This window comes from Streptomyces sp. NPDC056222 (assembly GCF_042264065.1).
Classification (GTDB): domain Bacteria; phylum Actinomycetota; class Actinomycetes; order Streptomycetales; family Streptomycetaceae; genus Streptomyces.
In genome coordinates this window covers 49,771-74,268 of record NZ_JBHJTL010000004.1, presented here as the reverse complement: position 1 = coordinate 74,268, position 24,498 = coordinate 49,771, and the positions used below count along the sequence as shown (strand labels likewise).

Annotated in this window: 24 protein-coding genes and 1 pseudogene; 17 read left to right on the top strand and 8 right to left on the bottom strand. The window is 69.4% G+C overall.

Annotated features, from left to right (window positions below):
* Window positions 1-50: 50 nt before the first annotated feature.
* From ACFC0D_RS03435 to ACFC0D_RS03410, 6 genes and pseudogenes are all read left to right on the top strand, one after another.
* Window positions 51-671, top strand: a complete 621-nt coding sequence (locus ACFC0D_RS03435; protein ID WP_376430874.1) for a CGNR zinc finger domain-containing protein — start codon at window positions 51-53, stop codon at window positions 669-671.
* Between the two features lie 710 nt (window positions 672-1,381).
* A pseudogene (locus ACFC0D_RS03430) lies at window positions 1,382-1,938 on the top strand (IS5 family transposase); the annotation flags it as partial.
* 106 nt (window positions 1,939-2,044) lie between these two features.
* Entirely contained in the window at window positions 2,045-2,644 is a 600-nt protein-coding gene (locus ACFC0D_RS03425; RefSeq protein ID WP_376430784.1) for an SMI1/KNR4 family protein, read from the top strand.
* Window positions 2,645-2,914: 270 nt separating this feature from the next.
* On the top strand, window positions 2,915-3,076 hold the full coding sequence (locus tag ACFC0D_RS03420) for a hypothetical protein (RefSeq protein ID WP_376430783.1): 162 nt from the start codon (window positions 2,915-2,917) through the stop codon (window positions 3,074-3,076).
* A gap of 293 nt (window positions 3,077-3,369) precedes the next feature.
* A complete protein-coding gene (locus tag ACFC0D_RS03415) occupies window positions 3,370-3,891 on the top strand; it encodes a hypothetical protein (RefSeq protein ID WP_376430782.1) in 522 nt (173 codons plus the stop codon).
* A gap of 283 nt (window positions 3,892-4,174) precedes the next feature.
* Complete coding sequence (locus tag ACFC0D_RS03410) at window positions 4,175-4,645, top strand: hemerythrin domain-containing protein (protein ID WP_376430781.1); 471 nt, start codon at window positions 4,175-4,177, stop codon at window positions 4,643-4,645.
* A 211-nt stretch (window positions 4,646-4,856) separates the two neighbouring features.
* On the opposite strand, the gene ACFC0D_RS03405 is transcribed toward ACFC0D_RS03410, so the two are convergent.
* The 3 genes from ACFC0D_RS03405 to ACFC0D_RS03395 all read right to left on the bottom strand — a co-directional run bounded on the left by ACFC0D_RS03405 (window position 4,857) and on the right by ACFC0D_RS03395 (window position 7,297).
* On the bottom strand, window positions 4,857-5,531 hold the full coding sequence (locus ACFC0D_RS03405; RefSeq protein ID WP_376430780.1) for a hypothetical protein: 675 nt from the start codon (window positions 5,529-5,531) through the stop codon (window positions 4,857-4,859).
* A 210-nt stretch (window positions 5,532-5,741) separates the two neighbouring features.
* Window positions 5,742-6,611 carry a hypothetical protein gene (locus tag ACFC0D_RS03400; protein ID WP_376430779.1) on the bottom strand — a complete coding sequence of 290 codons (870 nt, stop codon included), beginning with the start codon at window positions 6,609-6,611 and terminating at the stop codon, window positions 5,742-5,744.
* 242 nt (window positions 6,612-6,853) lie between these two features.
* Window positions 6,854-7,297, bottom strand: coding sequence for a peptidoglycan-binding protein (locus tag ACFC0D_RS03395; protein ID WP_376430778.1), 444 nt, complete (start codon window positions 7,295-7,297; stop codon window positions 6,854-6,856).
* Between the two features lie 298 nt (window positions 7,298-7,595).
* Between ACFC0D_RS03395 and ACFC0D_RS03390 the strand changes: the two genes are divergently transcribed.
* The 4 genes from ACFC0D_RS03390 (at window position 7,596) to ACFC0D_RS03375 (ending at window position 10,550) form a co-directional block, all read left to right on the top strand.
* Window positions 7,596-8,393: a peptidoglycan-binding protein gene (locus ACFC0D_RS03390; protein ID WP_376430777.1), complete on the top strand. Its 798-nt coding sequence runs from the start codon at window positions 7,596-7,598 to the stop codon at window positions 8,391-8,393.
* Entirely contained in the window at window positions 8,390-9,232 is an 843-nt protein-coding gene (locus ACFC0D_RS03385; RefSeq protein ID WP_376430776.1) for a DUF2690 domain-containing protein, read from the top strand. The genes ACFC0D_RS03390 and ACFC0D_RS03385 overlap by 4 nt, the downstream gene beginning before the upstream one ends.
* Before the next feature lie 362 nt (window positions 9,233-9,594).
* On the top strand, window positions 9,595-10,050 hold the full coding sequence (locus ACFC0D_RS03380) for an Hsp20/alpha crystallin family protein (protein WP_376430775.1): 456 nt from the start codon (window positions 9,595-9,597) through the stop codon (window positions 10,048-10,050).
* Window positions 10,047-10,550: a flavodoxin domain-containing protein gene (locus ACFC0D_RS03375; RefSeq protein WP_376430774.1), complete on the top strand. Its 504-nt coding sequence runs from the start codon at window positions 10,047-10,049 to the stop codon at window positions 10,548-10,550. The genes ACFC0D_RS03380 and ACFC0D_RS03375 overlap by 4 nt, the downstream gene beginning before the upstream one ends.
* Before the next feature lie 204 nt (window positions 10,551-10,754).
* Here the strand turns inward: ACFC0D_RS03375 and ACFC0D_RS03370 are convergent, their stop codons facing one another.
* Both ACFC0D_RS03370 and ACFC0D_RS03365 read right to left on the bottom strand, forming a co-directional pair.
* Complete coding sequence (locus tag ACFC0D_RS03370; RefSeq protein ID WP_376430773.1) at window positions 10,755-11,408, bottom strand: CBS domain-containing protein; 654 nt, start codon at window positions 11,406-11,408, stop codon at window positions 10,755-10,757.
* A gap of 313 nt (window positions 11,409-11,721) precedes the next feature.
* Window positions 11,722-13,131: an MBL fold metallo-hydrolase RNA specificity domain-containing protein gene (locus ACFC0D_RS03365; RefSeq protein ID WP_376430772.1), complete on the bottom strand. Its 1,410-nt coding sequence runs from the start codon at window positions 13,129-13,131 to the stop codon at window positions 11,722-11,724.
* Between the two features lie 175 nt (window positions 13,132-13,306).
* Between ACFC0D_RS03365 and ACFC0D_RS03360 the strand changes: the two genes are divergently transcribed.
* The 3 genes from ACFC0D_RS03360 to ACFC0D_RS03350 are packed head-to-tail and all read left to right on the top strand — an operon-like array spanning window position 13,307 to window position 17,546.
* Window positions 13,307-14,389, top strand: coding sequence for a zinc-dependent alcohol dehydrogenase family protein (locus ACFC0D_RS03360; protein WP_376430771.1), 1,083 nt, complete (start codon window positions 13,307-13,309; stop codon window positions 14,387-14,389).
* Window positions 14,386-15,159: an HAD family hydrolase gene (locus tag ACFC0D_RS03355; RefSeq protein ID WP_376430770.1), complete on the top strand. Its 774-nt coding sequence runs from the start codon at window positions 14,386-14,388 to the stop codon at window positions 15,157-15,159. The genes ACFC0D_RS03360 and ACFC0D_RS03355 overlap by 4 nt, the downstream gene beginning before the upstream one ends.
* Window positions 15,156-17,546 (top strand): glycoside hydrolase family 65 protein, encoded by a 2,391-nt coding sequence (locus ACFC0D_RS03350; RefSeq protein ID WP_376430769.1) that lies wholly within the window; start codon window positions 15,156-15,158, stop codon window positions 17,544-17,546. Before ACFC0D_RS03355 ends, ACFC0D_RS03350 begins: the two co-directional genes overlap by 4 nt.
* 24 nt (window positions 17,547-17,570) lie before the next feature.
* On the opposite strand, the gene ACFC0D_RS03345 is transcribed toward ACFC0D_RS03350, so the two are convergent.
* Complete coding sequence (locus ACFC0D_RS03345) at window positions 17,571-18,560, bottom strand: Acg family FMN-binding oxidoreductase (RefSeq protein WP_376430768.1); 990 nt, start codon at window positions 18,558-18,560, stop codon at window positions 17,571-17,573.
* Between the two features lie 20 nt (window positions 18,561-18,580).
* Window positions 18,581-18,931, bottom strand: a complete 351-nt coding sequence (locus ACFC0D_RS03340) for a CBS domain-containing protein (protein WP_376430767.1) — start codon at window positions 18,929-18,931, stop codon at window positions 18,581-18,583.
* A 227-nt stretch (window positions 18,932-19,158) separates the two neighbouring features.
* Between ACFC0D_RS03340 and ACFC0D_RS03335 the strand changes: the two genes are divergently transcribed.
* The 3 genes from ACFC0D_RS03335 to ACFC0D_RS03325 all read left to right on the top strand — a co-directional run bounded on the left by ACFC0D_RS03335 (window position 19,159) and on the right by ACFC0D_RS03325 (window position 22,625).
* Entirely contained in the window at window positions 19,159-20,061 is a 903-nt protein-coding gene (locus tag ACFC0D_RS03335; RefSeq protein ID WP_376430766.1) for a universal stress protein, read from the top strand.
* Window positions 20,058-20,432, top strand: a complete 375-nt coding sequence (locus ACFC0D_RS03330) for a universal stress protein (protein ID WP_376430765.1) — start codon at window positions 20,058-20,060, stop codon at window positions 20,430-20,432. The genes ACFC0D_RS03335 and ACFC0D_RS03330 overlap by 4 nt, the downstream gene beginning before the upstream one ends.
* Before the next feature lie 459 nt (window positions 20,433-20,891).
* The gene (locus tag ACFC0D_RS03325; protein WP_376430764.1) at window positions 20,892-22,625 is read left to right on the top strand and encodes a GAF domain-containing protein; all 1,734 of its coding nucleotides are present in this window, start codon (window positions 20,892-20,894) and stop codon (window positions 22,623-22,625) included.
* A gap of 5 nt (window positions 22,626-22,630) precedes the next feature.
* Here ACFC0D_RS03325 and ACFC0D_RS03320 read toward each other — a convergent pair whose 3' ends face one another.
* Complete coding sequence (locus ACFC0D_RS03320) at window positions 22,631-23,317, bottom strand: response regulator (protein WP_376430763.1); 687 nt, start codon at window positions 23,315-23,317, stop codon at window positions 22,631-22,633.
* 489 nt (window positions 23,318-23,806) lie between these two features.
* On the opposite strand from ACFC0D_RS03320, the gene ACFC0D_RS03315 reads away from it, so the two are divergent.
* Window positions 23,807-24,172: a hypothetical protein gene (locus ACFC0D_RS03315; RefSeq protein WP_376430762.1), complete on the top strand. Its 366-nt coding sequence runs from the start codon at window positions 23,807-23,809 to the stop codon at window positions 24,170-24,172.
* Window positions 24,173-24,498: the final 326 nt, after the last annotated feature.

Here is a 24,498-nt window from a genome sequence, read left to right as displayed (position 1 = left end):
CGTGGGAATGTGATCAAGTGGTCGACGACAAGGTGGGAAGAGAGACGCTGATGGAGCGCTGGCTGGCACTGGAACTGGCGAGCACGATCCGCCACGATGGGGACGGTGGCGTCACCGACGACCTCGCCACAGCACACGGAGCAACCCGCTGGATTCACGCGCAGGCCGACCTGCTGACCGGTCGGGTCCCGGCCGGGGAGATGGCAGCGGACGATGACCTCAGGGTTGAGGTCATCGAACTAAGGCGGGCTGTCCGGGCCCTGTTCGCGCGTGCCGTCAGTCCCGCTGCCCCCAGCTCGGCGGACGCCCGTCAACTGATGCCGGCCGACCAGGCATTGGCCCACCTCAACACGGTTGCCGCCCGTGAAACGGTCGTCCCGCAGATGGACTGGCTACCGGACGCCGGCGGCCCCACGACCCGTCTACTGTCGGCGGAGAGCGATCCAAAGATTCGGCTTGTGGCAGCCCTGGCCCGCGCCGCCATCGACTTCCTGAGTGGCCCGCAGTACACGCAACTGCGTGCCTGCTCCGCGCCACGCTGCGTGCGCTACTTCGTCAAGAGCCACGGGCGGCAGGAATGGTGCAAACCGTCGTGCGGAAACCGCGCCCGAGCAGCCCGCCACTACCGGCGTCAACGGGAGGCCGGAGATGATGGCTCCGCCCCCTCCTGACCGGCACCTGCCCTGATGCCCGCACTGTGGATCATTCAGCTGGGGTAGCGCCATCGACGCCCGCCTCCAGGGAAGGCCACCACCCAGGCCGTGACATGCCCATCGCTCCGAAGACGATGGCCAGGGTGAAGTTGTTCTTCATTCTTTCAAGGGGCCGGAATGCAGAGTGTTTTGGAACCATGTCGTGCCGATCCGATCTAGCCGAGGCCCGTGCCGCCGCCGCCCCGCCAAGCTCCACGCCGACAAGGGTTATGGCCTGCAGCCTCATCTGCTACCGCCGCCTGAAGACGTGAAGGCCGGCTCGGCGCAGCGCCTGCGGCAACATGGTGCAGGTGAGCGAATCATCTGAACAGAGGACGCACGCAGTTCGTCTCTGGAATGAACACCGAAATGCGCCCTTTCCCGCCAGCCTACGGGGTACCAAGGGCGGAGACGCAGACTTGTGGTTGCTTGACTTGTACACCGCTGGCTGCGTTGTTGCGTGGCTGGACAGCGACGGCACTCTCGACTTGGAGAACAGCCGCATCCTGCAGAGCTGCCTCGAGGACCTGGATCAAGTCACTCCCGAGATCGACGATCCTGCAGGAGCCCGGTACTACCAGCGGTTGCACAAGCTCGCCCGACTCGTGTCCAGGGACCTGACTGGCACCCGATGAGGCAACCTCTAAGACATCGCCTCAACTGGCCTGATCACTAAGCTGACTGTCGTGATGGCGATGGTGGAGCGTCTGGTTCCAGATGGGTTGTGGGAGTTGTTCCAGCGGGTGGTTCCGGCGGCGCCGGTGCGGCCGCAGGGAGGGGGACGGCGCCGGTATCGGGACCTGCAGGTGCTGGCTGCCATCGTGTTCGTGGCCACTACCGGCTGCAGGTGGCGGCAACTGCCGCCGGGCTTCGGCCCGTCCGGACCGACCGCGCACCGCCGCTTCACCGAGTGGAGTCAGGCCCGAGTATGGGGCGAGCTCCATCGTCTGGTCCTTGACGAACTCGGCGCACGCGGCGGACTGGACTGGTCGCGGTGTGCGATCGACTGGGTGAACATGCGGGCCCTCAAAGGGGGGACCTGACGGGTCCGAATCCTGTAGATCGCGGCAAGAAGGGATCAACGATCCACTTGATCACGGAGCGGACCGGTCTGCCCCTCTCCATCGGGATCTCGGCTGCGAACACCCACGACAGCCAGGGTCTGGAGCCTCTCCGGCGGGGCATCCCGCCCATCCGGTCCCGCCGCGGGCCGCGCCGCCGGCGACCGGCCAAGCTGCACGGCGACATGACAGGCGAGCCCTTCGAGCTGGGATGATCCATCCCGTAATCGAATGCCCCCAATCGAGGGGCCTACCTGCTGCAACAGACGGCACACACCAGCGAGGAACGCCATGACCGACTACCTGGCCGCCGCCATGGCGATGCTCGGCCCTGCCCAGAACCGCTACGCGGACCCCGCCGCCTGGGACCAGCTCCACGCAGAACTCGACATCCGGCTGCCGACCGACTACCAGACCCTCGTGGACGCATACGCTCCCATCCAGCTCAACGGCCACCTGTACCTGCACCACCCATCGACCGAACGCTGGAATCTGGGCCAGGACATACGGGACACGGTCCGTGCCTGGTCCGAGGTGTCCTGGGACGGCCTCGACCCGGACGAGGACCCTCGGCTGCTGTTCGGACTCACGGAGTTGAGCTTCGGCACCCGCGACGGACTGTGGCCGATCGCGGGCACAGACCGAGGCGAGACGATCTTCCTCGTCGCTGCGAACGCCACGGCCCCTTGGCTCCTGGCCGAAGACGGCGAAGGCGGCTGGGCACGGTACGACATGAGCTTCGCCGAATGGCTCTACCGCTATCTCATCGGCGAAGACATGGCCGGCCCCAACACCTCCGCCTTCTACCCCGGCCCGGTACAGCTGCGCCGTCTTCCGATGACCACCGACGAACGGCAAGAGCCGTGGAGCGGGCCAGACGGCGGCATGTAACCCTGCCGCCACGACAGTCGCAGGCACCCACCAAGTTGCCTGGAGAACCAAACGAGACGACCTCTAAGTCGACTTGTGAATTTGTGCTCGCTGGAATCACTTTGGCCTGCCGTGGCGCCGACGGCCGGCCGCGCAGCGTGAGTGCTCTGCGTCGGTCGTCAGCACCGATGGCCGGGGCGACGCACTACTTCAATCCGGCCGCGCAGGGCTACACGTAAGCCGGGGCCCACGAGGGTGAAGCGAGGCGTCGCCCTCGGCTGGTACGGCTACGTGAAGCTGAGCAAATCGCAGGGCCGCGGCAATCAACTACGGCTCGGCCGCAGTGCGGCCGGAATCTTCGGGGCAATCACCGGAAGCGTCGGTGGCTTCGTCGCCGCCGGTGGCTACACCTACGTCGCAACCTTTGGCGCCGAGGGTGTTGCCGAGTGCTAGGAACCGGGGAAGAGGTGTGCGCTTCTTCCTCACTTCCAGTTCCTCTTGCCATCCGCGTACAGTGCCCGGAGGCGCCGTCATGAGCCCCGGGAATCGGCCCGCACTCCCCAGCCACGTGCCGGCTCCACGTACTGGACACTGATCAGCTTCTCGTAGCTGTCCCGCCATCCCCGATGCCGGGAGACGTGGAGTGCGACGGCGACCGGGTTTCCCCGTAGAGGGTCGGCGACCATACCGGCGACGCCAACCGCCTGGGCAGCATGAAGCGCCCTTGACCCGAGGAGCTTGCCGTCATGCAGCCCATCGCCGAGTACAGCGTCTCCGCCCGCCCCTGCCACCGCATCGTGGAGGTTTACGACGCAGATGCCTACCTCGGGGACGAGCAGGCCATCGAGGCATCCCGGCACCGGGTGGTGGCCGGGAACGGTTACCACCTCTACCTGCACACCTTGCAACCGGACATCCACGTTCACATCACCATCCGTCTGTGGGACACCACCCCGCCTGCGCCGGCTGCCGATGCGGAAGGTCACACATCCGTCGCTATCGACTCGGGAACCGGCATCCTCGTCGTCAACCAGCTCACCCTCGGCCCTGCTGGAGAGATGACCCTGCCCCATCCAGGCGTCTACCAAGGCACCGCCTGGTGGATTGGACGCCAAGCCGCCGGCGACTACCACGCGCAGATCCTGCAGCGGATCGACGACGACTGGACTCTCGAAAGCATCGCCCAAGCCTGGGCGGCATGTCCCACCCCCGAGCGGTACGTCCTCGATCTCGCCCACACCGGGCCGTCTGCCTTGGAAGACGACTGACATCTGAACTGGACGGACGGACGGACGGACGGACGGACGGAAAGGTCTGGGCAGGTGATGGCTGCCGGTGCAGAAGGAATGGCGCAGCTCCCGCAGCTCGCTACGGCGCTAGTCAGGCGTCAAGCAGGTCACGCTCGCACCGTGGGACGGCGGTGGTGTCGACGGGACAACAAGGCGCGGTAGTGTGTGGGAAGCGTCGCGTGCCGGTGGCAGACCGTGTCAGGCATGGAGGCGCCGGATCGAAGGAGGCCGACGATGCATTTGTCGCACCCTTCGCTCTCGCGTGACTGAGCGCGAGACGACCAGGCTCATAGCCTGGAGCCAAGAACTCCGTCGGGTTCACAGCCAACTCAGGGAAGCGCTGTCCGTGACCCGCGCCTCCCTCGCCGACGGCACCCCCGGCGAGGCGGCCACTCGTGAACTGCTGCTGTACTGCCATGGCTTCTGCGCGGCTCTCGACGGCCACCATCAGGGCGAGGACCGCACCCTGTTTCCGGCCATCGCAGCTGCGCATCCGGAGCTCAGACCGGTGCTGCGCTTGCTCGAGCAGGATCACTCGATGATTGCCCACCTGCTCGGCAGCCTCCGTGCTGCGGTCGACCGGGCCGCGCCGCCCGAGGAGCTTGACCACCACCTCGAAGGCATCGCCGCAGTCATGGAGAGTCACTTCCGCTACGAGGAGCGGCAACTGCTCACTGTGCTCGAAACCCTTGAGCTTGCAGCCGGGCCCCGAGAAGTGCTGGGACCTCTATGATCCCGTACCGAAGAGCACCCGGCCCCTCGGTCGTGACGAGGCCCATCACGCCCTGCTTTGATCGCTGTGATGCGGAGGGCCTTGATGGCCTCCATAAGCAAGCGAATGGCCATCCTGGTGCCCCAGCCCGGGAGCTGAGATCCCGCTCACGCTCCCTACGAAGCCTCATCCGCGTCTCCGCCGCTGCCACGGGCACGTCAGCCCATGTACGTCAGTCCTTCCTGCTGTCCCAGGGATTCCCGATCCAGCTGTCGAACGAGGGGATCAGGGCTACGAGAGCGGCACCGAGTCGCCAGTCCAGGTCGGCTGCGTTCAAATGCACCGTGTCGCCGGACGACCTGAACTCCAGCGGTACCTGCCCGGCGGCGCGCCACTTGATGCGGCGGGGCCCGCGTGGGAAATCGCCGCCGATGCCGCCGCCCAGCAGCGGGGCGATGAGGACGAAAGGCAGTAGTGGCGTGCAGAGCCACCACACGCACCACCAGAAGAGCCGGCCCTTGTATCCCACGGCGTCGGGGGCGCCGGGGCGGCTCACCGTCCAGCGTGTGCGTATGCCCCGGCTGAACGCCCCGTCGCGCCTGATTCTGCCGAGTGGCTCTCCCCGCGGGCCGAGTACCTCGAACAGTGCCTGTCGACCTCCGGTGAGGGTGACGAGGGTGGCAACCCGCGCCTGTCGGTGCTCATCCGTCCACAGGACGAAGGCGCGGGCGCCGCTCTCACGTGCCGTGAGGTAGGCGGGCACGCCGCCCGGCGGCAAGTCGCGTTCCACGTAGGCGACCGGCCGCGAGGCACCCGGTCCGTCGGAGAAGTCGATCCGGCAGTCGAGCTGCCCGCCAGGAGTCGCCCTCAGCCGCCGCAGCGCTCGCAGGGCCAGAGTACTGGTCACCCGATGGGCTCCTTCTTGTGTGTCTGTGTCCAACGGTCGGTAGCAAGGGCAAGGGGCGGCCCAAGGCGAGTGACGCGGCAATGCCCGCAGCCATCCATGCGTGCTGCCCGGGCCGACCGACCGGGCCGGCGCGCAGCGAGCGCCGGCGAGCCGTTGGCGTGTGGACCGAGATCGGAGGAAGACGGAACGTCAGGTTCGTACGGCCTGCGATCAGGCACCGCCGTCGCTCCTGACCTTGACGGCGGCGCCGAGGTTCGGCGCCGCCCTCCTGGCGAGTTCACCCGCACGGACCTGGTCCACGCCCTTCGCCACGACGATGCTCACACGGTCATGTTGAAGGCCCGCGCTCACGACCGGGTACTGAGCGACCACCGCCTCGTACGCTGCGATTGCTTCGGTCGGGAGGCTGCCGTCGATGCCGGTCCCGATGGAGAGCCCCGGTTCCATGCCTCGCCCCGTGCCGACCTTCAATGACGAAGTGCCCGGGAGAGGCCCGTGCCGGCCGCCGTCGGAGACCATGTCGTTGAACACCGCCATTGCGCCGGTGGCATCGACTGCGGTGACTTTGGCCCGCCAGCCGTCGGTCTCCTTCCGGGACACGTCGTCGACGTCGCCGTTCACCACCTGATCATCCGCAGCCAACGACTGCCAAAGCGTGAGCACTTCGCGGGTGCGTTCCTCGTCGGCTACGACGGTGAACGTGATGCCGTCCGCCGTGATCCGGCCGGTGACGTTGGCGTGACGGGCAACGTAACCCCTCAACTCGTTCGTCCGTTCGGACACGACGTCGGCCGGCGTGTCCTCCTCAAGGACCAGCACCCCGGTCGCCGTCCCGCTGAAGGGCAGCGTGTTGTTCTTGGTGGTGTGGATTCTCGCCACGTTCGCCGTGCCGGCCCAGTCTTCCTCGAAATCCGCGGCGAGCGCCGTGCCCTTGTCGATGGCGCAGCCGCCCGACAAAGGCACGGCCAGCACGGAAACGATGGCCGGTATCAGCCACCGCAAGGTGTTCTTCCTCAGAGCGATCTCCTTGAGAGCGGGCAGAGCAGGCCAGGTTGATCGGCTTTGGAAGCGGCCCGTCATGGGCCGCGATGCCCGGGGCCGCCTACGACCCACCCGCCGGCGACAGGAAGGTTGCCTTCTTGGGCGACCCAAAGCCGGTCCGAACCCCGGGAGATGGCCGACAGCCGGCAACGATACGGCTGACGACTGGCCCGGGCGGGTATCGGCAGGCATCAGATCTCTGCTCGCTCCTGGCTGATCCGCTGAGACGCCCGAGCAGGTGGAGAATCGCCTGGCGGTGGGTTCGTGGGACGGCTGGTTCGTCAGACCTTGGTGGCCCACAGCTTGAACGCGGCCTCGGTCCCGCTGCCGGCGATACCGTCGATGGCGCCGTTGTAGTAGCCGTTCTTCTGCAGCAGGCGCTGCAGCGCCTTGATCGTGTTGGGGCCGACGATGCCGTCGATCTCGTCGTTGTAGCCATGGTGCTTGTCCAGGCAGCGCTGGAACGCCTTCCAGCTGCTGGTGCCGAGGTACCCGTCGATCGCACCGTTGTAGTCGCAGTGCGTCGCCAGCCAGCGCTGGACGTTCTTGGCCTGCGCCTGGGTCAGACCCAGGTTGTTCACCGCGAGCGGCGCGACCTCGATGCTCGCTGTCTGCTGCTGGGCAGGCGCGGGAGCTGCCATGGCCGTGCCCGCGGTAGCCAGCCCGCCGGCGGCGATCCCGGCGGCAGCGGTGACGCCGACAACTGCCTTGGTGAGAGCTCGCATGAGGTTCCTCCGTTGATGTGCGATGTTCTGGGCCGACCGCACCGGCCGGCTCCGCCACGAGACTGCGGGTTCGGTGCGATGTCTGGCCACAGTTGACGTGGAAGTGGCGTCGTCCCGGGACGTCCCAGGCGCTGACCTGCTGGGACGTCGTCCGCCGAGTCGGCACCGCGGGACGACCGCGAGCGAGGGTGGCCGATTCTGCGCCAGGACGGGGCGCAGTTCCGTGTGCGCTCTGATGATGCAGAATGAGGCCGGGACCGGGGCCGGACTTTCAGTCCCTGACGCGAGCGGGGGAGACATGTCGCGTTGGAAAGAGTTGTCCACTGAGCTGCATCCACACGTCCACCAGTTGATCGTGCGCATGCGCAGACTGAAGGACCGCAGCGGACTGAGCACGCGTCAACTGGCAGCGAAGACCGGGTACAGCGCGAGGTCGTGGCAGCGGTATCTGAACGGCAGCACACTGCCGCCTCGGGAGGCCGTCGAGGCGATGACTCGCATCGGCGGTGACGATCCGACCCGGCTGCTGGTGTTGCACGAGATCGCCGCCGAACGCTGGGCGGAGGGGCGTGTGGTCGACACCGATTCCCCGGCAATCGTCCCGGCGACGCCGGTACCCACGCCCCCGGAGCAGCAGCAGTACGAACGATATCCGCGCGCGCTGGTCGCGGCGGGAGCGGCGGCCCTGGTGCTGTCCGTCTCCGCGGCCATCCTGCTGGCCGTGCAGCTCGCCGACGCCCGCTCCAAGCTCGCGGACGCGCGCGCCGCTGCGGTCCGGGCGACCCCGGCCATCGTGACGGAGTCCTTGGTGCCGGTCATCTATACCTGCCGACTGGAGCAGAGCGACGGCCGCTGGTACGCGGGCCTCAGCCGCACCACCGACAGCATCCTGGCGTACACCCACGTGGGGCCGGAAGTCGCCGAGGCGCAGTGTCTGCTGAGCCGTGCGGGTATCTCGGCGGGGGAGATCGACGGCGTCTTCGGCCCGCGGACGCAGCGCGCGGTCGAGCGCATCCAGAAACGCGACGGGCTGGTCGTGGACGGAGTCATCGGCCCGCACACCTGGAAAGCCCTACGGGAGGCGGCGCCGAAGTGACTGCGGAACTCACCCGGCTGACCGCGGAGCTGCGGGAGTTGCGGGCCCGTACGGGTCTGAGCCTGGCGGCGCTGTCGGAACGCACGGCGTACAGCAAGTCCTCATGGGAGCGCTACCTCAACGGCAAGAGCCTGCCCCCTCGTCAGGCCGTACAGGCGCTGTGCCGGATCGCGAACGAACCGGACGGGCGGCTGTTGGCCCTGTGGGAGATCGCCGAGTCGGACTGGAGCGGACGCGCGGCGGTCCCCGCCCCTGCCGCCGAGGAGCCGCAGCCACAGCCGCAGGAACCGCCCGAAGCCAGACGGCCGCGCGGCCGCAGGCTCACGGTGGTGCTGGCGTCGGCGTATGCCGTCATCGTCGTTGGTGTGGCATTGCTGCTCTTCCTCCTGCCGGACCCGGAGGCCCCGAAGGACGAACCGCCGTCGGCCTCCGCCCCGTACTCCCTCGCTCCCCAATGCCGTGGAGCCGACTGCGAGGGCCGGGACCCGATGCGCATGGTCTGCGGCATCGGCCCCGACACCCTCACTACGTACCGCACCGCCACCGGAGCCCATGTCGAGTTGCGCTACAGCGAGAAGTGCGGTGCGAGCTGGGCCCGGGTATGGGGAGCCCGGATCGGCGACCGTGTGGAGGTCACGGCGGGCGGCCCGAGTCGCGACATCCGCATCGAGAGCAGTACCGACGCGGAATCCTACGTCTACACCGAGATGACCGAGGCCCACAACGGCAGCACCGTCCGGGCCTGCTTCCGGCCCGCGTCGGCCGACGGCGAACGGGAGTGCGTAGAGGCCCGCGTGGGCAAGGCCGCCAACACGACCCGGCCGCCCACACCTCAGTAGCGTCAGGCAACTCAAGAGGGCGCCGACCTCGGCGAGCAACGCGCAGCGCCGACCAATCCCGAAGCGAGCAGCAGACGGGCGCCGAGTACGGCGACGCTGTGCTGCGCTGCAGACCGCCGTCCCGGTCGGCGTGGGATGCCTGCTTATGCCGCTCCGCCGCCGCGACCTCGCCCCGCTCTGAGGGACGTGGTGCTGGGCCGTGATGCGCTGGGCCGGTCGGCCCTTTTCGCGGGCGGACCATCCGGCCCCCCGGTCGGGCCCCATGAGGCACTACGCGGAACGCAGTCCGGGCGGAAGAGTGAGCCACGGAGGCGGACACGGCCTCCATGCCGGTCCACAGTCCTACACACCTGGAGCGGATCATGACCGGAGGCAAGGTGGAACGCAGGCACAGCCTCTTCCCCGACTTCAACGACTGGTTCAACCGTGAGTTCCCGGGGCTTCCTGGTTGGCGACCCGCCACAGCTGCCCACTCCATTCCCGTGGAGGTCACCAGCAGCGACGGCCTGTGCATGCTCCGCGCCGAACTGCCTGGAATGGACCCGGACGCCATCACCATCTCCGTCGACGACAACCTCATCACGGTGAGCGCGGAGCACAGCGAGAGTCAGCAGGACACGGAGCATTCGGAGTTCCGCTACGGCTCCTTCCGCAGAACCGTACGCCTTCCCGCCACCATCCCCGCAGACCACGTCGACGCCTCGTACGCGGACGGCATTCTCACCATCCGTGTACCCATGCCCGAGCAGGAGGTCAGGACCGCACGGACGATCCCCGTCAAGCGCGCCGACTCCACGATCGAGAGAGGGACGTCATGAACACGCGACGCATCCTGGTGGCCTATGGCAGCAAGTCCGGCGCGACCGCCGGAATCGCCGAAGTGATCGGCAAGACGCTCCGCGACGACGGCTTCGACGCCGTGGTTCTTCCCGCCGATACCGTCACCGACGTCAGCGGTTACGACGGCGTCGTCCTCGGCGGGGCCCTCTACGCCGGGCACTGGACCGGGAAGGCGCGACGGTGCGCGAGGCGCAACGCCGAACAGCTCAGGCACCGGCCGCTGTGGCTCTTCAGCAGCGGTCCGGTCGACCATTCCGCGGACGAGCAAGACATCCCGCCCGTACCCGGTGTCGCCCGGCGGATGAAGAAGCTCGGCGCTCGTGAGCACATCACCTTCGGCGGCGCCATGACCGCCGAGACATCAGACCGGGTCGCCCGGGCCATGGTGAGCCGAGGCAAGGGCGGCGACTTCCGCAATCCGGAACGGATCCGGGCATGGGCACACCACATCGGAACGGAACTCAGTGCCACCAGCTGAACGTTGCGGCTGACCCATGAAGCCGTCCCCTGAAGCCGTCCCCATCGGCGACATTGGGGGACGGCGTTCCGATGGGGCCGATTCCGCACACGTTGCCCAGCCCCCTGGGGCTGAATCCGCACACGTTCCCGCAGGCCGGCGAGCGCCATCGTGACCTTGTACGGACATACTGCGAGGATGCGCGTCGCGGCCGACGCTCCATGTCTATGCCTCGGCCTTGCCGTTGAACTCGCACCGTACGTCCACCACGCCCTCGACAGCGAGGGCCAGGCGGGCCGCGAGCGGGATGAGCGCGGTGTCGCGGACCTCGCCGGACAGCGTCACGACACCGGCGTCGACACGGACCTCGACCCGACCCTGAGAGGGCGGGAACACGTACTCGACGACGTCGTGGCGCACCACAGCGGCGAGATGGTCGTCCGGGCGTAGGAAGACCTTGAGGAGGTCGGAACGACTGACGATCCCCTGGATGATGCTGCTCTCGTCGACGACGGGCAGCCGTTTCACACGGTGGGCGGCCATGAGCCGGGCGGCTTGGGGCAGGGACGCGTCGGGAGCAACGGTCACGACGGGCGAGGTCATCAGGTCCTCGGCCCGGTGAGAACCGGCCTTGGCTGTGGCGTCGAGCCGGCGCAGCTGCTCGACGAGACCGAGGCGGTGGTCGTGGAACTCCTCCTTGAAAAGCAGATCGGCCTCGGAGACCACCCCGACGACGCGGCCCTCGCCCTCCACGACCGGTACGGCCGTCACCTGCCACCGCTCCATGGCGGCGACGATCTCTTTGAACTCCGTGCCGGGCTGGACGGCGACGACCATCTTGGTCATCACATCCGAGACGGTGAACGGCTGAGGTGTCATCGCTCTTTCCTCACGTGTGGAGCCGGCGCGCCGACGCCGCCGCAACGGCTGCGGATACCGCCTCACCGACGGATGCGTCGCGTGCGCAGATCGAGTATGTGCGGCGAATCGGACCGGTCGGGACTGACGCAGGAGCCGGCCGCATGGCTGGTCGCATGTCTGCGGGGCGAGATCGTTCAGCAGCGTCCTCATGGTGCTCAAGGTGTGCCTCCAGCCCCTCCCTCACAGGCTGCCGCGCGACGCCGGGCCCCAGGGAGGGCCGGGCAGGTCACGGCCGGGGACCGATGGGCCCGGTCAGCGGACCAGGACGGCCTCACCGGAGCGGGGTACGGCGGCAGCCCAGCTCGCGGTCGATGCGGTCCCGCAGTGCTTCGGAGGCGGTGGGTTCGCCGTGCACGAGGTACGTGGTATGCGGGGCAGGGGCGCCGCGTAGCCAGTCGATGATCTGTTCCGCGTCGGCGTGGGCCGAGAAATGCGGAACATCTGCAACCTCGGCCCGTACGGGCACGTACTCGCCGAACATCTTCAGGACCCGGGCACCGTCCACCAGGTCCCGCGCCCGTGTGCCGGCCGCGGCGAAGCCGACCACGACGACGGAGTTGCGTGGGTCGGGCAGCAGCCTGTGAAGGTGGTGCAGGACCCGGCCGCCGGTGGCCATACCGGCCGAGGAGACGATGACGGTGGGGCCGTGTGTGCTGTTGATCTCGATGGACTCCTGGACCGTTCGGGCGGCGAGGAACGGCGCGGGACTCAGCGCGACCTCGCCGCGGGCCAGGATCTCGGGCCGCAGCTCGGCGGAGCGCTCGCGTACGGCGTCGCGGTACACGTCGAGCGCGGCAAGCGCCATGGGGCTGTCGACGTACACCGGGACCGAGTGGGGCAGGACGCCCCTCTCACGCAGGAGTCCCAGCTCGTGCAGGACGACCTCGGTCCTGTCGATCGCGAAGGCCGGGATGACGACCGTGCCTTCCCTGGCGAGCGTCCGTGCGATGACGGCGGAGAACGCCGATTGCCCGGACTCCTGGTCGTGGCGGCGGTCGCCGTACGTCGACTCCATGAGCAGCACATCGGCGCCCGAGAACGGCTCCGGCGGCAGCAACAGCGGGTGCCCGGGCCGCCCGAGGTCCCCGGAGACGGCCAAGCTGTGGCCGTCCTCCAGTGTGAGGCGGGCCCACGCCGAACCGAGGATGTGCCCGCCGTGGTGGAGCGTCAGCCGGGTGCCGGCCATGATCTCCACCTCCTCGCCGACGGGGATCGGGTCTAAGAACGCCAGCGTCTTCTCGACGTCCGAGTCGTCGTACAGCGGCTTGGCCGGGCGGTGCTTGGACCAGCCGTGCGCGTTGGCGTGCCGGGCGGCCTCCATCTGGAGCCGTGCGCTGTCGCGCAGCACGATTCCGGCGAGCCGAGTGGTGTGGGCGCTGGCGAGGATCGGACCCCGGAAGCCCTGGCGGACCAGGCGGGGCAGATAGCCGCAGTGGTCCAGATGGGCGTGGGTGACGACCACGGCGTGAAAGTCGGCGGCATCGCGTGCGAGACGGTCCCAGTTGCGGCGACGCAGGTTCGCGAAACCCTGGAAGAGACCGCAGTCGAGGAGGATCCGCGCATGGTCGCTCTCGACCAGGAACTTGCTCCCGGTGACCGTGCCCACGCCGCCCAGGAAGCTGAGCAGAGCGGGGCGAGCGGCAAAGTGAACGGGAGCGGCGTTGGGGGCTGCCTCGGACATGGCCTGCCCTCCTTCGGAGTGTGATCCGCCTCTTCACCGTCGCACCCGGACCGGCCCGATCGCAGGGCCCGAGCGGCTCCTCCTGGGGACCGATCGGCACATGCGCCGCCGCGGTCGTCGGCCGAGCCTGGGTGAGGAAGGCACCCGAACGCCGTACAGGAAGCAGGTGGGCGCCATGAAGGCACTCGTCTTCCAGGAGCCGGGCCGGATCGCCTGGCAGGACGTACCCGACCCGGGCATCAAGGACCCGGGCGACGCGATCGTGCGGGTCGACGTCGTCACGATCTGTGGCACGGACCTGCACATTCTGAAGGGGGACGTGCCGGAGGTGACGCCGGGCCGGGTGCTCGGGCACGAGGCTGTGGGCACGGTGGTGGAGACCGGGCAGGACGTGCGCACGGTGCGGCCGGGAGACCGCGTCCTGATCTCCTGCATCACGGCCTGTGGCCGCTGCCGGTTCTGCCGTGAGAGCCGCTACGGTCAGTGCCGCGGCGGGGGAGGCTGGATCCTCGGCCACACCATCGACGGCACACAGGCGGAATACGTCAGAGTGCCGTTCGCGGACCTGTCCGTGCACCCGCTGCCGAATGCGGTCGACAGCTTCGACGCCGTCCTGCTCGCGGACATCTTCCCCACGTCCTACGAGGTGGGCGTCCTGAACGGCGGCGTACGGCCGGCCGACACGGTCGTCGTGGTCGGCGCCGGACCCATCGGCCTCGCCGCGATCACCACGGCACGCCTCTACAGCCCGGGCCGGATCGTCGCCGTCGACCTCGCCGCCTCCCGGCTGGCCACCGCGCGCACGCTCGGCGCCGACGCCACCGTGACCGCAGACGAGGGGCCGGAACAACTCGTTGCCGATCTGACGGACGGGCTGGGCGCGGATGTCGTCATGGAGGCCGTGGGCGTTCCGGAGACCTTCGAGATGTGCACCCGGATGGTCCGGCCCGGCGGGCGGGTCGCCAACATCGGTGTCCACGGCAAGCCCGCGGTCCTGCACCTCGAAGACCTGTGGATCAAGGACGTCACCATCGCCACCGGTCTCGTGGACACGTCGTCGACGCCCATGTTGCTGCGCATGATGGCGGCCGGGCGGCTGCCGACGGAGGAACTGGTCACCCACCGCTTCGAAGCCGGGCAGATGGAGGAGGCATACGACGTGTTCGGCCGCGCGGCCGACACCGGGGCCATCAAGGTCGCGCTCGGTGGACCACAGCACACGGCCGTGCAGGCCGTCGACCTTCCGGCCGCCGGATGAACAATCCGCCCGCCGGCTCCCGGCCGCCACGAGGCGTGGTCCTCGACACCGACGGGGTCCTCCTCGACTCCGCCGTGGTGCACGCGGCAGCGTGGAAGACCGCATTCGACGCCTGCCTCGCCGAGCTGACGCCGCGGGCGGGGGAGTGGGTGCCGTTCGACGCGGACGCCGAGTACCGCCGGTTCGTCGACGGCAGGTCACGGTACGACGGAGCCGAGGCGTTCCTGACCACCCGCGGTATCCGCCTCCCGCCCGGGAAACCCGACGATCCCCCTGGTTGCCACACCGTCTGGGCGGTCGCTGCACGCAAGGAGGCGGCCTTCCGGGAGGCCCTGGCCACCGAGTCCGTCAGCGCCTTCGCGGACGCCGAGGAGGCGCTCGTAACCCTGCGCCGCCTTCGTGTGCCCTGCGCCGCCGTGTCGGCATCCCGCCACGCCCGGGCATTGCTCGGCGCCGCCGGGCTCGATGCCTCGCTCGCCGCCGTCGTCGACGGCGAGGACGCCGCCCGGCGCGGCCTCGCCGGAAAACCGGACCCCGCGCTCTTCCTCCACGCCGCCGGTCTGATGGGCATCCACCCCGGCGAGTGCGCGGTGGTCGAGGACGCCCTCGCCGGTGTCCGCGCGGCGCGACGGGGCGCCTTCGGTCTCGTTGTCGCTGTCGACCGCACCCCGGACGAGCACGGCACGACAGCCCTGCGACAGCAGGGCGCCGATCTGGTGGTCCACGACCTTGTGACGCTGGTCCGGAACGTGTGGGGTGAGTACCCATGACCCACGGCTGGACCTGGGAGTACAACCGATACGAACCGGAACGCGAACGGCTCGTCGAAGCGCTGTGCGTCCTCGGCAACGGCCGGTTCGCCACCCGGGGATCCGCCCCCGAGACCACCGCCGACACCACCCACTACCCGGGCACCTACCTCGCCGGCTGCTACGACAGGCGCACCTCGGTCGTCGCCGGCGAGCGGGTCGAGAACGAGGACCTCGTCAACCTCCCGAACTGGACTTTGCTGCGCTACCGCTGCCTGCCGGACGACGAGGCGCCCGGCGACTGGCTGACACCCGGTTCCGGGCAACTGCGCCACTACGACGTGCGGCTCGACGTGCGAGGGGGCGTCCTCACCCGGAATCTCTTCTACCGGGACGCCCGTGGACGTGGACTGCGCGTCTCCCATACCCGGATCGTCCACATGGGAGACGCCCACCGCGCGGCCCAGCGCACCGTGTTCCACGCCTATGGCTGGAGCGGCGCCGTCGAGGTCGAGTCCGTCCTGGACGGCGCGGTCACCAATGCCGGGGTGGAGCGCTACCGGCACCTGGAACGGCGTCACCTGACCGAGCACCGCAGCGGATTCGAGCCCGGCGGGGTCGCCTGGCTGACCTGCCGCACGGCCGACCCGGACATCCGGATCGCCCTGGCCGTCCGCACGGTCACCCGCCCCGATCGCCCAGCCCGGGAGACCGCCACCGCCACCGCGACCGCCCAGACGTACCTCCTGCCGGTCGGCCCCCGCCGCTCGGCGAGCGTCGTCAAGACCCTGGCCCTGCACACTTCGGCGGGCCGCCCGGTCGGCGACCCCCGCACGACGGCCTGCGGCGACGCCGCCGGAGCCCCTGCCTTCCCCCGGCTGCTGTCCGCCCACAAAGCGTCCTGGCAACGGCTCTGGGAGCAGGGCGAGCTGTACGTGCCCGGGGAGCCAGGCCGCATCCTGCGGCTCCACCTGTTCCATCTGCTGCAGACGCTCTCCCCGCACACCGCGGAACTCGATGTGGGCGTCCCCGCCCGGGGCCTGCACGGGGAGGCGTACCGGGGCCACATCTTCTGGGACGAGCTGTTCGTCCTGCCCTACCTCGACCTCCACTTCCCCGAAGTGTCCCGCTCGCTGCTGCTGTACCGGCACCGCAGGCTCCCGGCCGCCCGCGCCGCGGCACGCCGCGCAGGTGGAGTCGGCGCCATGTACCCCTGGCAGAGCGCGAGTTCGGGCCGAGAGGAGACCCAGGAGCTGCACCTCAACCCACGCTCCGGCCGCTGGCTCCCCGACCGCTCGCGGCTTCAGCGCCATGTGGGCTCGGCCGTCGCGTACAACGTGTGGCGGTACGCGCAGGCAACCGGCGACCGCGGCTTCCTGCACGGCGCCGGGGCCGAGATGCTGCTGGAGATCGCCCGGTATTGGTCCGGGTCCGCCACCTTCGACCCGGCGCTGCGGCGCTTCCGGATCCGCGGAGTCGTCGGCCCCGACGAATACCACGACGCCTATCCCGATGCCACGGCCGTGGGTATCGACGACAACGCCTACACCAACGCGACCGCAGCCTGGGTGCTCGCCCGCGGCCTCGATCTGCTGGGCGAACTCCCCGATGCCCGGCGGGCAGAACTGCGGGAGACGCTCATGCTCGACGACGAGGAGGTCTCCCGCTGGGACGACGTCTCCCGCCGCCTGTATGTTCCGTTCCACCAGGGCGTGGTGAGCCAGTTCGAGGGATACGGGGACCTGGCGGAGCTCGACTGGGAGGCATACCTGGCCCGGTACGGAGACATCCGCAGACTCGACCGGATCCTGGAGGCCGAGGGCGACACGGTCAACCGCTACCAGGCGTCGAAGCAGGCAGACACCCTCATGCTCGGCTACCTCTTCCGGCCCGGGGAGCTCTCCGGACTGTTCGCCAGGCTCGGCTACCGGCTGGACGACGAGGCATGGCGCGCGACCGTCTCGTACTACCTCCGGCGCACCAGCCACGGCTCGACGCTCAGCAGCCTCGTCCACGGCTGGGTGCTGGCCCGGCAGAAAGGCGCCGACGCCTGGCGGTACTGCGAGGAGGCACTGCTTGGTGATGTGGCCGACGTGCAGGGCGGCACGACCGGCGAGGGCATCCATCTCGGGGCGATGGCAGGCACGGTCGACCTCGTGGAGCGCGGGATCACCGGCCTGGAGGCCAGGCCGGAGGGGCTCCGTGTGGAGCCGGTGGCACTGGCGGAGATCCCACGGTTCGCCTTCACGCTCTGCTTCCACGGGCATCGCGGGGTACGCGTGCGCATGCTCCCCGGGCGGCTGGCGGTCCATGTGCCGGTCTCGCCGCAGGGTCCGCTCACCGTAGTGCTTCCGGACGATCGGCGGTTCAGCGTCGGGCCGGGCGAGGAGCGCTGGTTCCGGCTGTGAGCCGAGGCCGAGAAACCGTGGACGTCAGGCGAAGGTGAGCACCTCGGAGGCCGGCCGGCGGGGCGTTGCCCGCCCACGGGGGCCGTATCCCATGCGGATCACCATGTGGACGAAGCCTGTCGCGGAACTGGGATCCCGTGCGAGGGAGCGGAGTTCGGGCCACTCCAAAGGCTGCGACATGAGGGACGTGGAGAGGCCGTCGAGTGTCGCCTGGAGCAGGACCCGCTGAATGGCCTGCCCGGCCATCAGCCACTCCCGCGCCGTGTCCTCGACCGTGCCGAGAAGGGCGATCTGGGGTCGCTTCTCGAAGCGCGCCGAGCCCCGGCCAGGGTCCCGATGCGATGAGTCGAAGTCCCGCACCGGAGAGGTGACGTCGTACTGCCTCGGGCCGAAGGCGTACGAAGGGATTCCCTCGGTCTCGGCACCCTCCCCGGCGGCACCGGTGCGTGTCCAGCCGGCGATCTCCGCGCGGACCGAGGCATCAGCGGCCTCGAACAGCTCGGAGTCGTGCACAAGACCCAGGACGGTGTCGGCATGCCAGGCGCCCGGAACGACCAGCCGGCATCCTTCCAGGATGGCGGCGGCATGGAGCCCGTCGAGGATCTCGGCAGGGATCCGCTCCTCGGTGAACGGGAAGCGGCTGGTGTGCCGCTCATGCAGCGCGGACCGGAACACGGCCAGATCCTCCTTCCCGACGGCAGCTCCGTGAAGACGTACGTCGGCGAGATGCCACGGGTCTTCGGAGGTGGGCAGCAGCCGGGCCGCGGCGTGCAGCCCGTGGTGCGCGGCGGAGACCCGCAGGCTGAACAGTGCTGCTCCGCACCCGAGATGGAGGGCGCGGTGATCGGGGTCCTGGTGTGGCATCTCGCGCGAGGAGTCGCCGCGCAGCTCGATGGTGCCGGTGGCCGTCCGATGGACGAACCTCCACGGCTGCGCGTTGTGCATCGACGGCGCCGTGACGGCGTCCTCGATCAGTGATGTGACGAGCGTCGGGGTGAGAGCGGTGGTGATCACGGTTCGTCCTGTCTGTGGGGTCACCAAGTGATGTCGTGCCCGGTACGCGACGGGGAGGGCGGGAAGTGTGTGTCGTGCTCGGCGACGGACAACTGGTCCACGACGGCGACGACGCCGTCGACCTGCTCGACGAGTCCGATGAGCATCCGAGCCCGGCTTCGCGGCCGGACGCGGCCGTCGCCGTCACCACGCCGTCCCGGACATGTACGTCCACCGCGCCATCGGGCAGGTCCATGGCCTCTGCCATCGACGACGGGCAGTCCGCTGATGTCGTGCTCGGCGAGCAGCTTCGCCACGTCCCGGAACGGCGCCGCAGGGACGGTGGACACCACGCCGTCGGTCATCGGGCCGCCGGCCGTCAGACGCTTCATCGCCGCGCCTCCTGTCATTGCGTGCGAGTGGTGGGCATCCCCGTCCCACCACGGTCCGACGCATGTCTGCCGTCGGCGAGGGCCGAACGGTCCCGCCGTCGGGCCCGACAGGGCCCGTCCGCGCAGGCGGGACCTTTGGTCCCGCCCATGCCCCCAGAGGGCCCTCCAACTGCCCGGACGCCGGATGCCACGGTGAGAGCAGTGCTCGGACCGGACGAGGAGGAGCCATGGACGCAACCACGGACGGTTCCGGCCTTGGCCGGGTCGTCGTCGGTGCGGACGGATCACCGTCCGCACGCACGGCCGCGATGTGGGGAGCGCAGGAGGCGGTACTGCGGGGCGGCGGGCTCTTTCTCGTCCACGCGACCGACATCGATGCGATGTCCCGGTTCCTCTCCCGGGCAGAGATCGATCAGAGCCGGCAAGCAGGCCGGGAGCTCCTCGACCGCACCGCGGACGAGGTCACGGCACGCTACCCGGGGCTGAACATCGTCAAGGAACTCGGCGACGGCCCGCCCGCCGGCAGCCTGCGCAGAGCCGCCGCGCTGACGGGCACCATCGTCGTCGGACACCGAGGAATCGGCGGGTTCTCCTCCCTGCTGCTGGGATCCGTCGGCCTCGAGGTCGCGGCCAGTGCCACCACACCAGCGGTCGTGGTGCGCGGGGCAGCCGAGCCCGCCGAGGCCGGAGCCGTTCTCGCGGCGATCCGGGACATCGACGACCTGGGCTGTGCTCGCGCTGCGGCCCACGAGGCCACGCTGCGCAAGGTGACCCTGCGACTCCTGAACATTTGGAGCACAGCCCCGTACGCCGGGGTACGGGCAGCGCTGCGCAACGGCACCGAGAGGAACGCACGCGAGCACGTCCACGCGCTGTCCGGTGTCGCCGAACGCCTCCGGGAGGAGTTCCCGGAACTGACGCTGGACGCGGACGGCGAGAAGAGCCGCAGCGTGCCCGGCGCGCTCGTCGACGCATCACGCCACGCCGACCTCCTGGTCGCCGGCGGACGACGGTCGCCCGGATACCTCGGACCGACCCTCGGCAGGACCACGCTCGGCCTGCTGCAGCATGCCCACTGCCCGGTGGAACTCATTCCCCGGTACGGACCCGGACACGGGAGCACAGCGTGACCGGCACCGCGGAACACCGCGACATCGTGGCGGGCATCGACCCCGCCAGGGACGGCCACCTTGCTCCGGCCTGGGCGGTCGACGATGCCCACCGGCGAGACCCGGTGCTGCGTCTCGTAGCCGCTGTACCGCCGCCCCGCCACACGCGGCACGTCGACGACACCCCTCGACACCAGGCACAGAGACAGGCGGGCAAGCAGGCCCTCCATGCCACCGTGCGATCGGCACACGACCGCCGCCGACTCTCGCAGACCAATGCCGGACGGGCGGAGAAGCACTCCGACGTCCGGCTCACCCACGAGGTCCACATCGGCCCGCCCGTCGAGACGCCGGCTGACGTCGCCGAGCAACGCCCTGGCCGACGCCGCTGAGCACGCCCTGGCCGACGTCGTGGGGCGCCGGGGCCGGGACGGCTGTCCCGGGATGCGCGTCGGACCCGTCGTCCACGGCCCGCTGCACCGGGCCCACTGCCCAGTGATCACCCTTCCCGCCGAATGCGCCCGGCACGCCCTCGTCCGCCGGTCTCCCCGCGATGGGAGCCTCCTCTTTGGGCTCGGAACCGGGCTCTGAACCCACCGACGTGGGTCGGATTCCTGCCACCCCTGAGGTCCGGCCCGGGGCAGCGGCCCTACCCACTGGTCCAGCACATCCTCGACTCAGCGGGCGTCGGCGTAGCTGTGGCCTGCGCCTTCGCCGGATTCCTTGCCACATGACCCCTCCGGACCGCCTTCGGAAGGACGAGCCGGACGGGAACGGGCAGAGCGTAAGGGCTAGTGTGAAATCGGGCGCGACGGGTGTCGCCCGCGCGTCTGACGTGACCGGAGGTTTCGATGGGCCGGGAAGACACCGAGTCCGCAGGCACACGGTTGCCACGGCTGCGACTCGACGAGCTGCTCGACGAGCTTCAGGCACGCATCGACGACGTCCGCGGCACCAGGGACCGGCTCAATGGACTCCTCGAAGCGGTCATGTCAGTCGGCCGGGAACTCGACCTGCCTCAGGTGCTGCGGGGCATCGTGGAGTCCGCGGTGACCCTGGTGGACGCCGAGTACGGAGCGCTGGGTGTCATCGGTGACGACCGGAAGCTCTCCGAGTTCCTCCCCATCGGTATCGACGACGAACTTCGCGAACAGATCGGCGCGCTGCCGTCCGGACACGGAATTCTCGGCGAGCTGATCCGAAACCCCCAGCCTCTGCGCCTGTCCGAGCTTTCCGACCACCCGGCCTCGTACGGCTTCCCGCCCCACCATCCGTCGATGCACTCGTTCCTGGGCGTCCCGATCCGGATCCGCGACGAGGTGTTCGGCAACCTCTACCTGACCGAGAAACGGGGAGGGGCCGACTTCGACGCCGAGGACGAGGCCGTCGTGACGACCCTGGCCGTCGCCGCGGGCATCGCCATCGAGAACGCCCGCCTCTACGAGGAGGGCAGGCTCAGGCAGCGCTGGCTCGCCGTCAGCTCCGACTTCACCAGTGCCCTCCTGTCCGGTGCGGAGGAGGCCGAGGTTCTTGGCGGCATGCTCGAACAGGCCGTGGACATCGCGAGCGCCGACGTGGGCGTCTTCTACCTGGTCGGACCGGGCGGCGAACTGCAGGGCTCGCTGGCCATCGGTGAGGGCGCCGACGCGCACCAAGGTGTCGTGCTGCCCAGCAGCGAGGGAACCCTGGCCGCGGCCGCCCTCTCCCAGGACGGACTCCTCACCGTTGCGGATGTCGAGACCGACGAGCGGGTCACGGTGCAGCCCGAGCGCTGGAAGGGCTTCGGCCCGGCGGTGGCCGTCACGGTCGGCACGAAGGAACGGCTGAGCGGCGTGCTCATTCTCGCGCGGCGCAGGGAACGGCCGTCCTTCACGGGCGCCGAGACCACCGCTCTGCCGGGATTCGCCGGCCAGGCGGCGCTCGCCCTAGAACTGGCCGATCGGCGCCGCGACGCCGAGCAGGTGAGTCTCCTGGAAGATCGCGACCGAATCGCCCGTGACCTGCACGACATGGCGATCCAGCGTCTGTTCGCCACGGGCATGACCCTGCAGAGCGCCCGCCGCTTCGTCGAGCACCCGCAAGCGGTGGACCGGCTGACCCGGGCGATCGACGACCTGGACTCCACGATCAAGATCATCCGGTCGGCCATCTTCGGCCTCCGGGAGCACGAGACTCCCGGAACGGAGCCAAAGCTCAGGAACCGCATCGTCAAGGCGGTCGACTCGGCCGCATCAACGCTCGGCTTCGCTCCGGCGCTGCGGATGGAGGGGCTGCTCGACACGGACGTGCCGGCAGAGGAGGCCGATGCGGTCGTCGCGGTCATCGGCGAAGCGCTCACCAACGTGGCCCGGCACGCCCGGGCCCGCCGAGCAGAGGTGTCGGTGGCCGCGGAAGACGGTGTCATCTCGGTGACGGTGAGCGACGACGGAGTCGGCATCCCGCCGGGCGGCGCCCGCAGCGGACTGCGGAACCTGACCGAACGGGCCGAGCGCCTGGGCGGTGACCTGTCGGTCTTCGCACGGCCTGAGCCGACGGGCGGCACGGTGCTGGAATGGCGAGTCCCCCTGCGGACCGCCCAGGGGTGAGAGAGCTACCTCTCCTCGGCCTCGCGCTCGTGGACCTGCGCGGCGATCACGGCCGCCTGCACCCGACGTTCCACTCCCAGCTTCCCCAGGAGCCGCGAGATGTGGTTCTTGACCGTCTTCTCCGACAGATAGAGACGCTTGGCGATCTGCCGGTTGGTGAGCCCCTCACCGATGAGCTCCAGCACGGACCGCTCCCGCTCGGAGAGCACCGCGAGCCGCTCGTCCTCCGGCGGCTTCGCCGCCTCGGGATCCCGCAGCGAACGCATCAGCCGGGCGGTGGTGGCCGGATCGAGCATCGACTGTCCCATGGCCACGGTCCGTACCGCCGACACCAGGTCGGACCCCTTGATCTGCTTGAGCACGTACCCGGCCGCTCCCGCCATGATCGCGTCGAGCAGCGCGTCCTCGTCGTCGAACGAGGTCAGCATCAGGCAGGCCAGTTCGGGCATGCGCGTGCGCAGCTCCCGGCACAGGGAGATCCCGTCACCGTCAGGCAGCCGTACATCGAGTACGGCGACATCGGGTCGCAGGGCAGGCCCTCTGGCGAGTGCCTGGTCCGCCGTCGAAGCCTCCCCGACCACCTCCATGTCGGGCTCGTCGTCGAGCAGGTCGCGAAGCCCCCGGCGGACGACCTCGTGGTCGTCTACGAGGAAGACCCGTGTGGGTGCGTCGGCTGCCGGTAGATCGGACATGGCCACCCTTGTGGTCGGTGGGCAGATACCCGCCCCCACAAGGATTGTCCGTCATCAGACGCTCTCATGGGCACTGAGACCCATCCGGACGTCGACGCCGACCTGCACGGCCCGTACGTACGACCCATCAGCGGACCAGCGACGGCCGGTCACCAGGCGAGACCCGAAGGAAACGCCTGCGCTTGAACATCACCAGGGAGCTGCGGCGGCTGTCGAAGGATGCGGACGTTCTTGCCACGCACGCTCGGCCCCACGCAGTTGATCGCTTCCGGGCTTGGCTTGTCGTGTCCGTACGTCGGCAGTCTGCCGCCCTGCCTGCGTGAACCGGCATGGCCGCGTGGGGGCAGCGACCGGCGCGACGGCTTCCGCGCTCTCCTCGGCGAACTCGGCCGCCACGGTGTTCCTGATTCTGAAGGCGGCGACGCCAGTCTGACGCCGCCCGCGCGGTCCTATCCTGGGTCCCGAGTACCGTGGAAATAAGGGGGAGCGGTGGACTGGTTCTGGTGGGTTCTCATCCTGTTCTGGACGGGCGGCTTCGCGTGGGCGGCCGACAACGTTCGTACCGCGCTGCGTCATCGCCACGAACGAAAGATGGAGTTGCTGGAGGCGGCGAAGCAGGAACGCCTGGCGCTTGAGGCCGCGCACAAGACGCCGGAGCCGGTGTGCGGCTGCACGCACCACCTTGCGAAGCACGACAAGCAGGGGCGGTGCCATGAGCGTGTCGAAGTACCGATCGCCTGGGACGAGAACAAGAAGCCGATCCGTTACGAGGCCGGGCAGTGCAACTGCCAGCAGTACGTGGGGCCGCAGCCGTTGTCGCAGGTGTTCGCGGAGGAGCTGACCGACAGGGCCTGACGTGGAAGAGGTGGGGGACCGCGACGACGGAACGGGCCCCCACCCCGACCGGGCGAGGGGACCACAGGCGGTCCCCATGCCTGGGCCGGAGCTGTGACCGTGCCCGTCACCGTAACCGTGGTGGTCCTTGGCGGCGTACGGAGCGCTACAACTGCAGATGTTGTCGGATTCCTGCGAGGCGGGCGAGCCGTACGGCCAGCGGTGCTCGACGAACTACCGCATCCACGAGCTGACTTCGCTGTTTCAGCCTCCGGTCGACGCCGTGGTGGCTGACCGTGTAGCGGGTGACGGCGTCGTGGCACGTGGAGAAGGACCCGCCGTGCTTG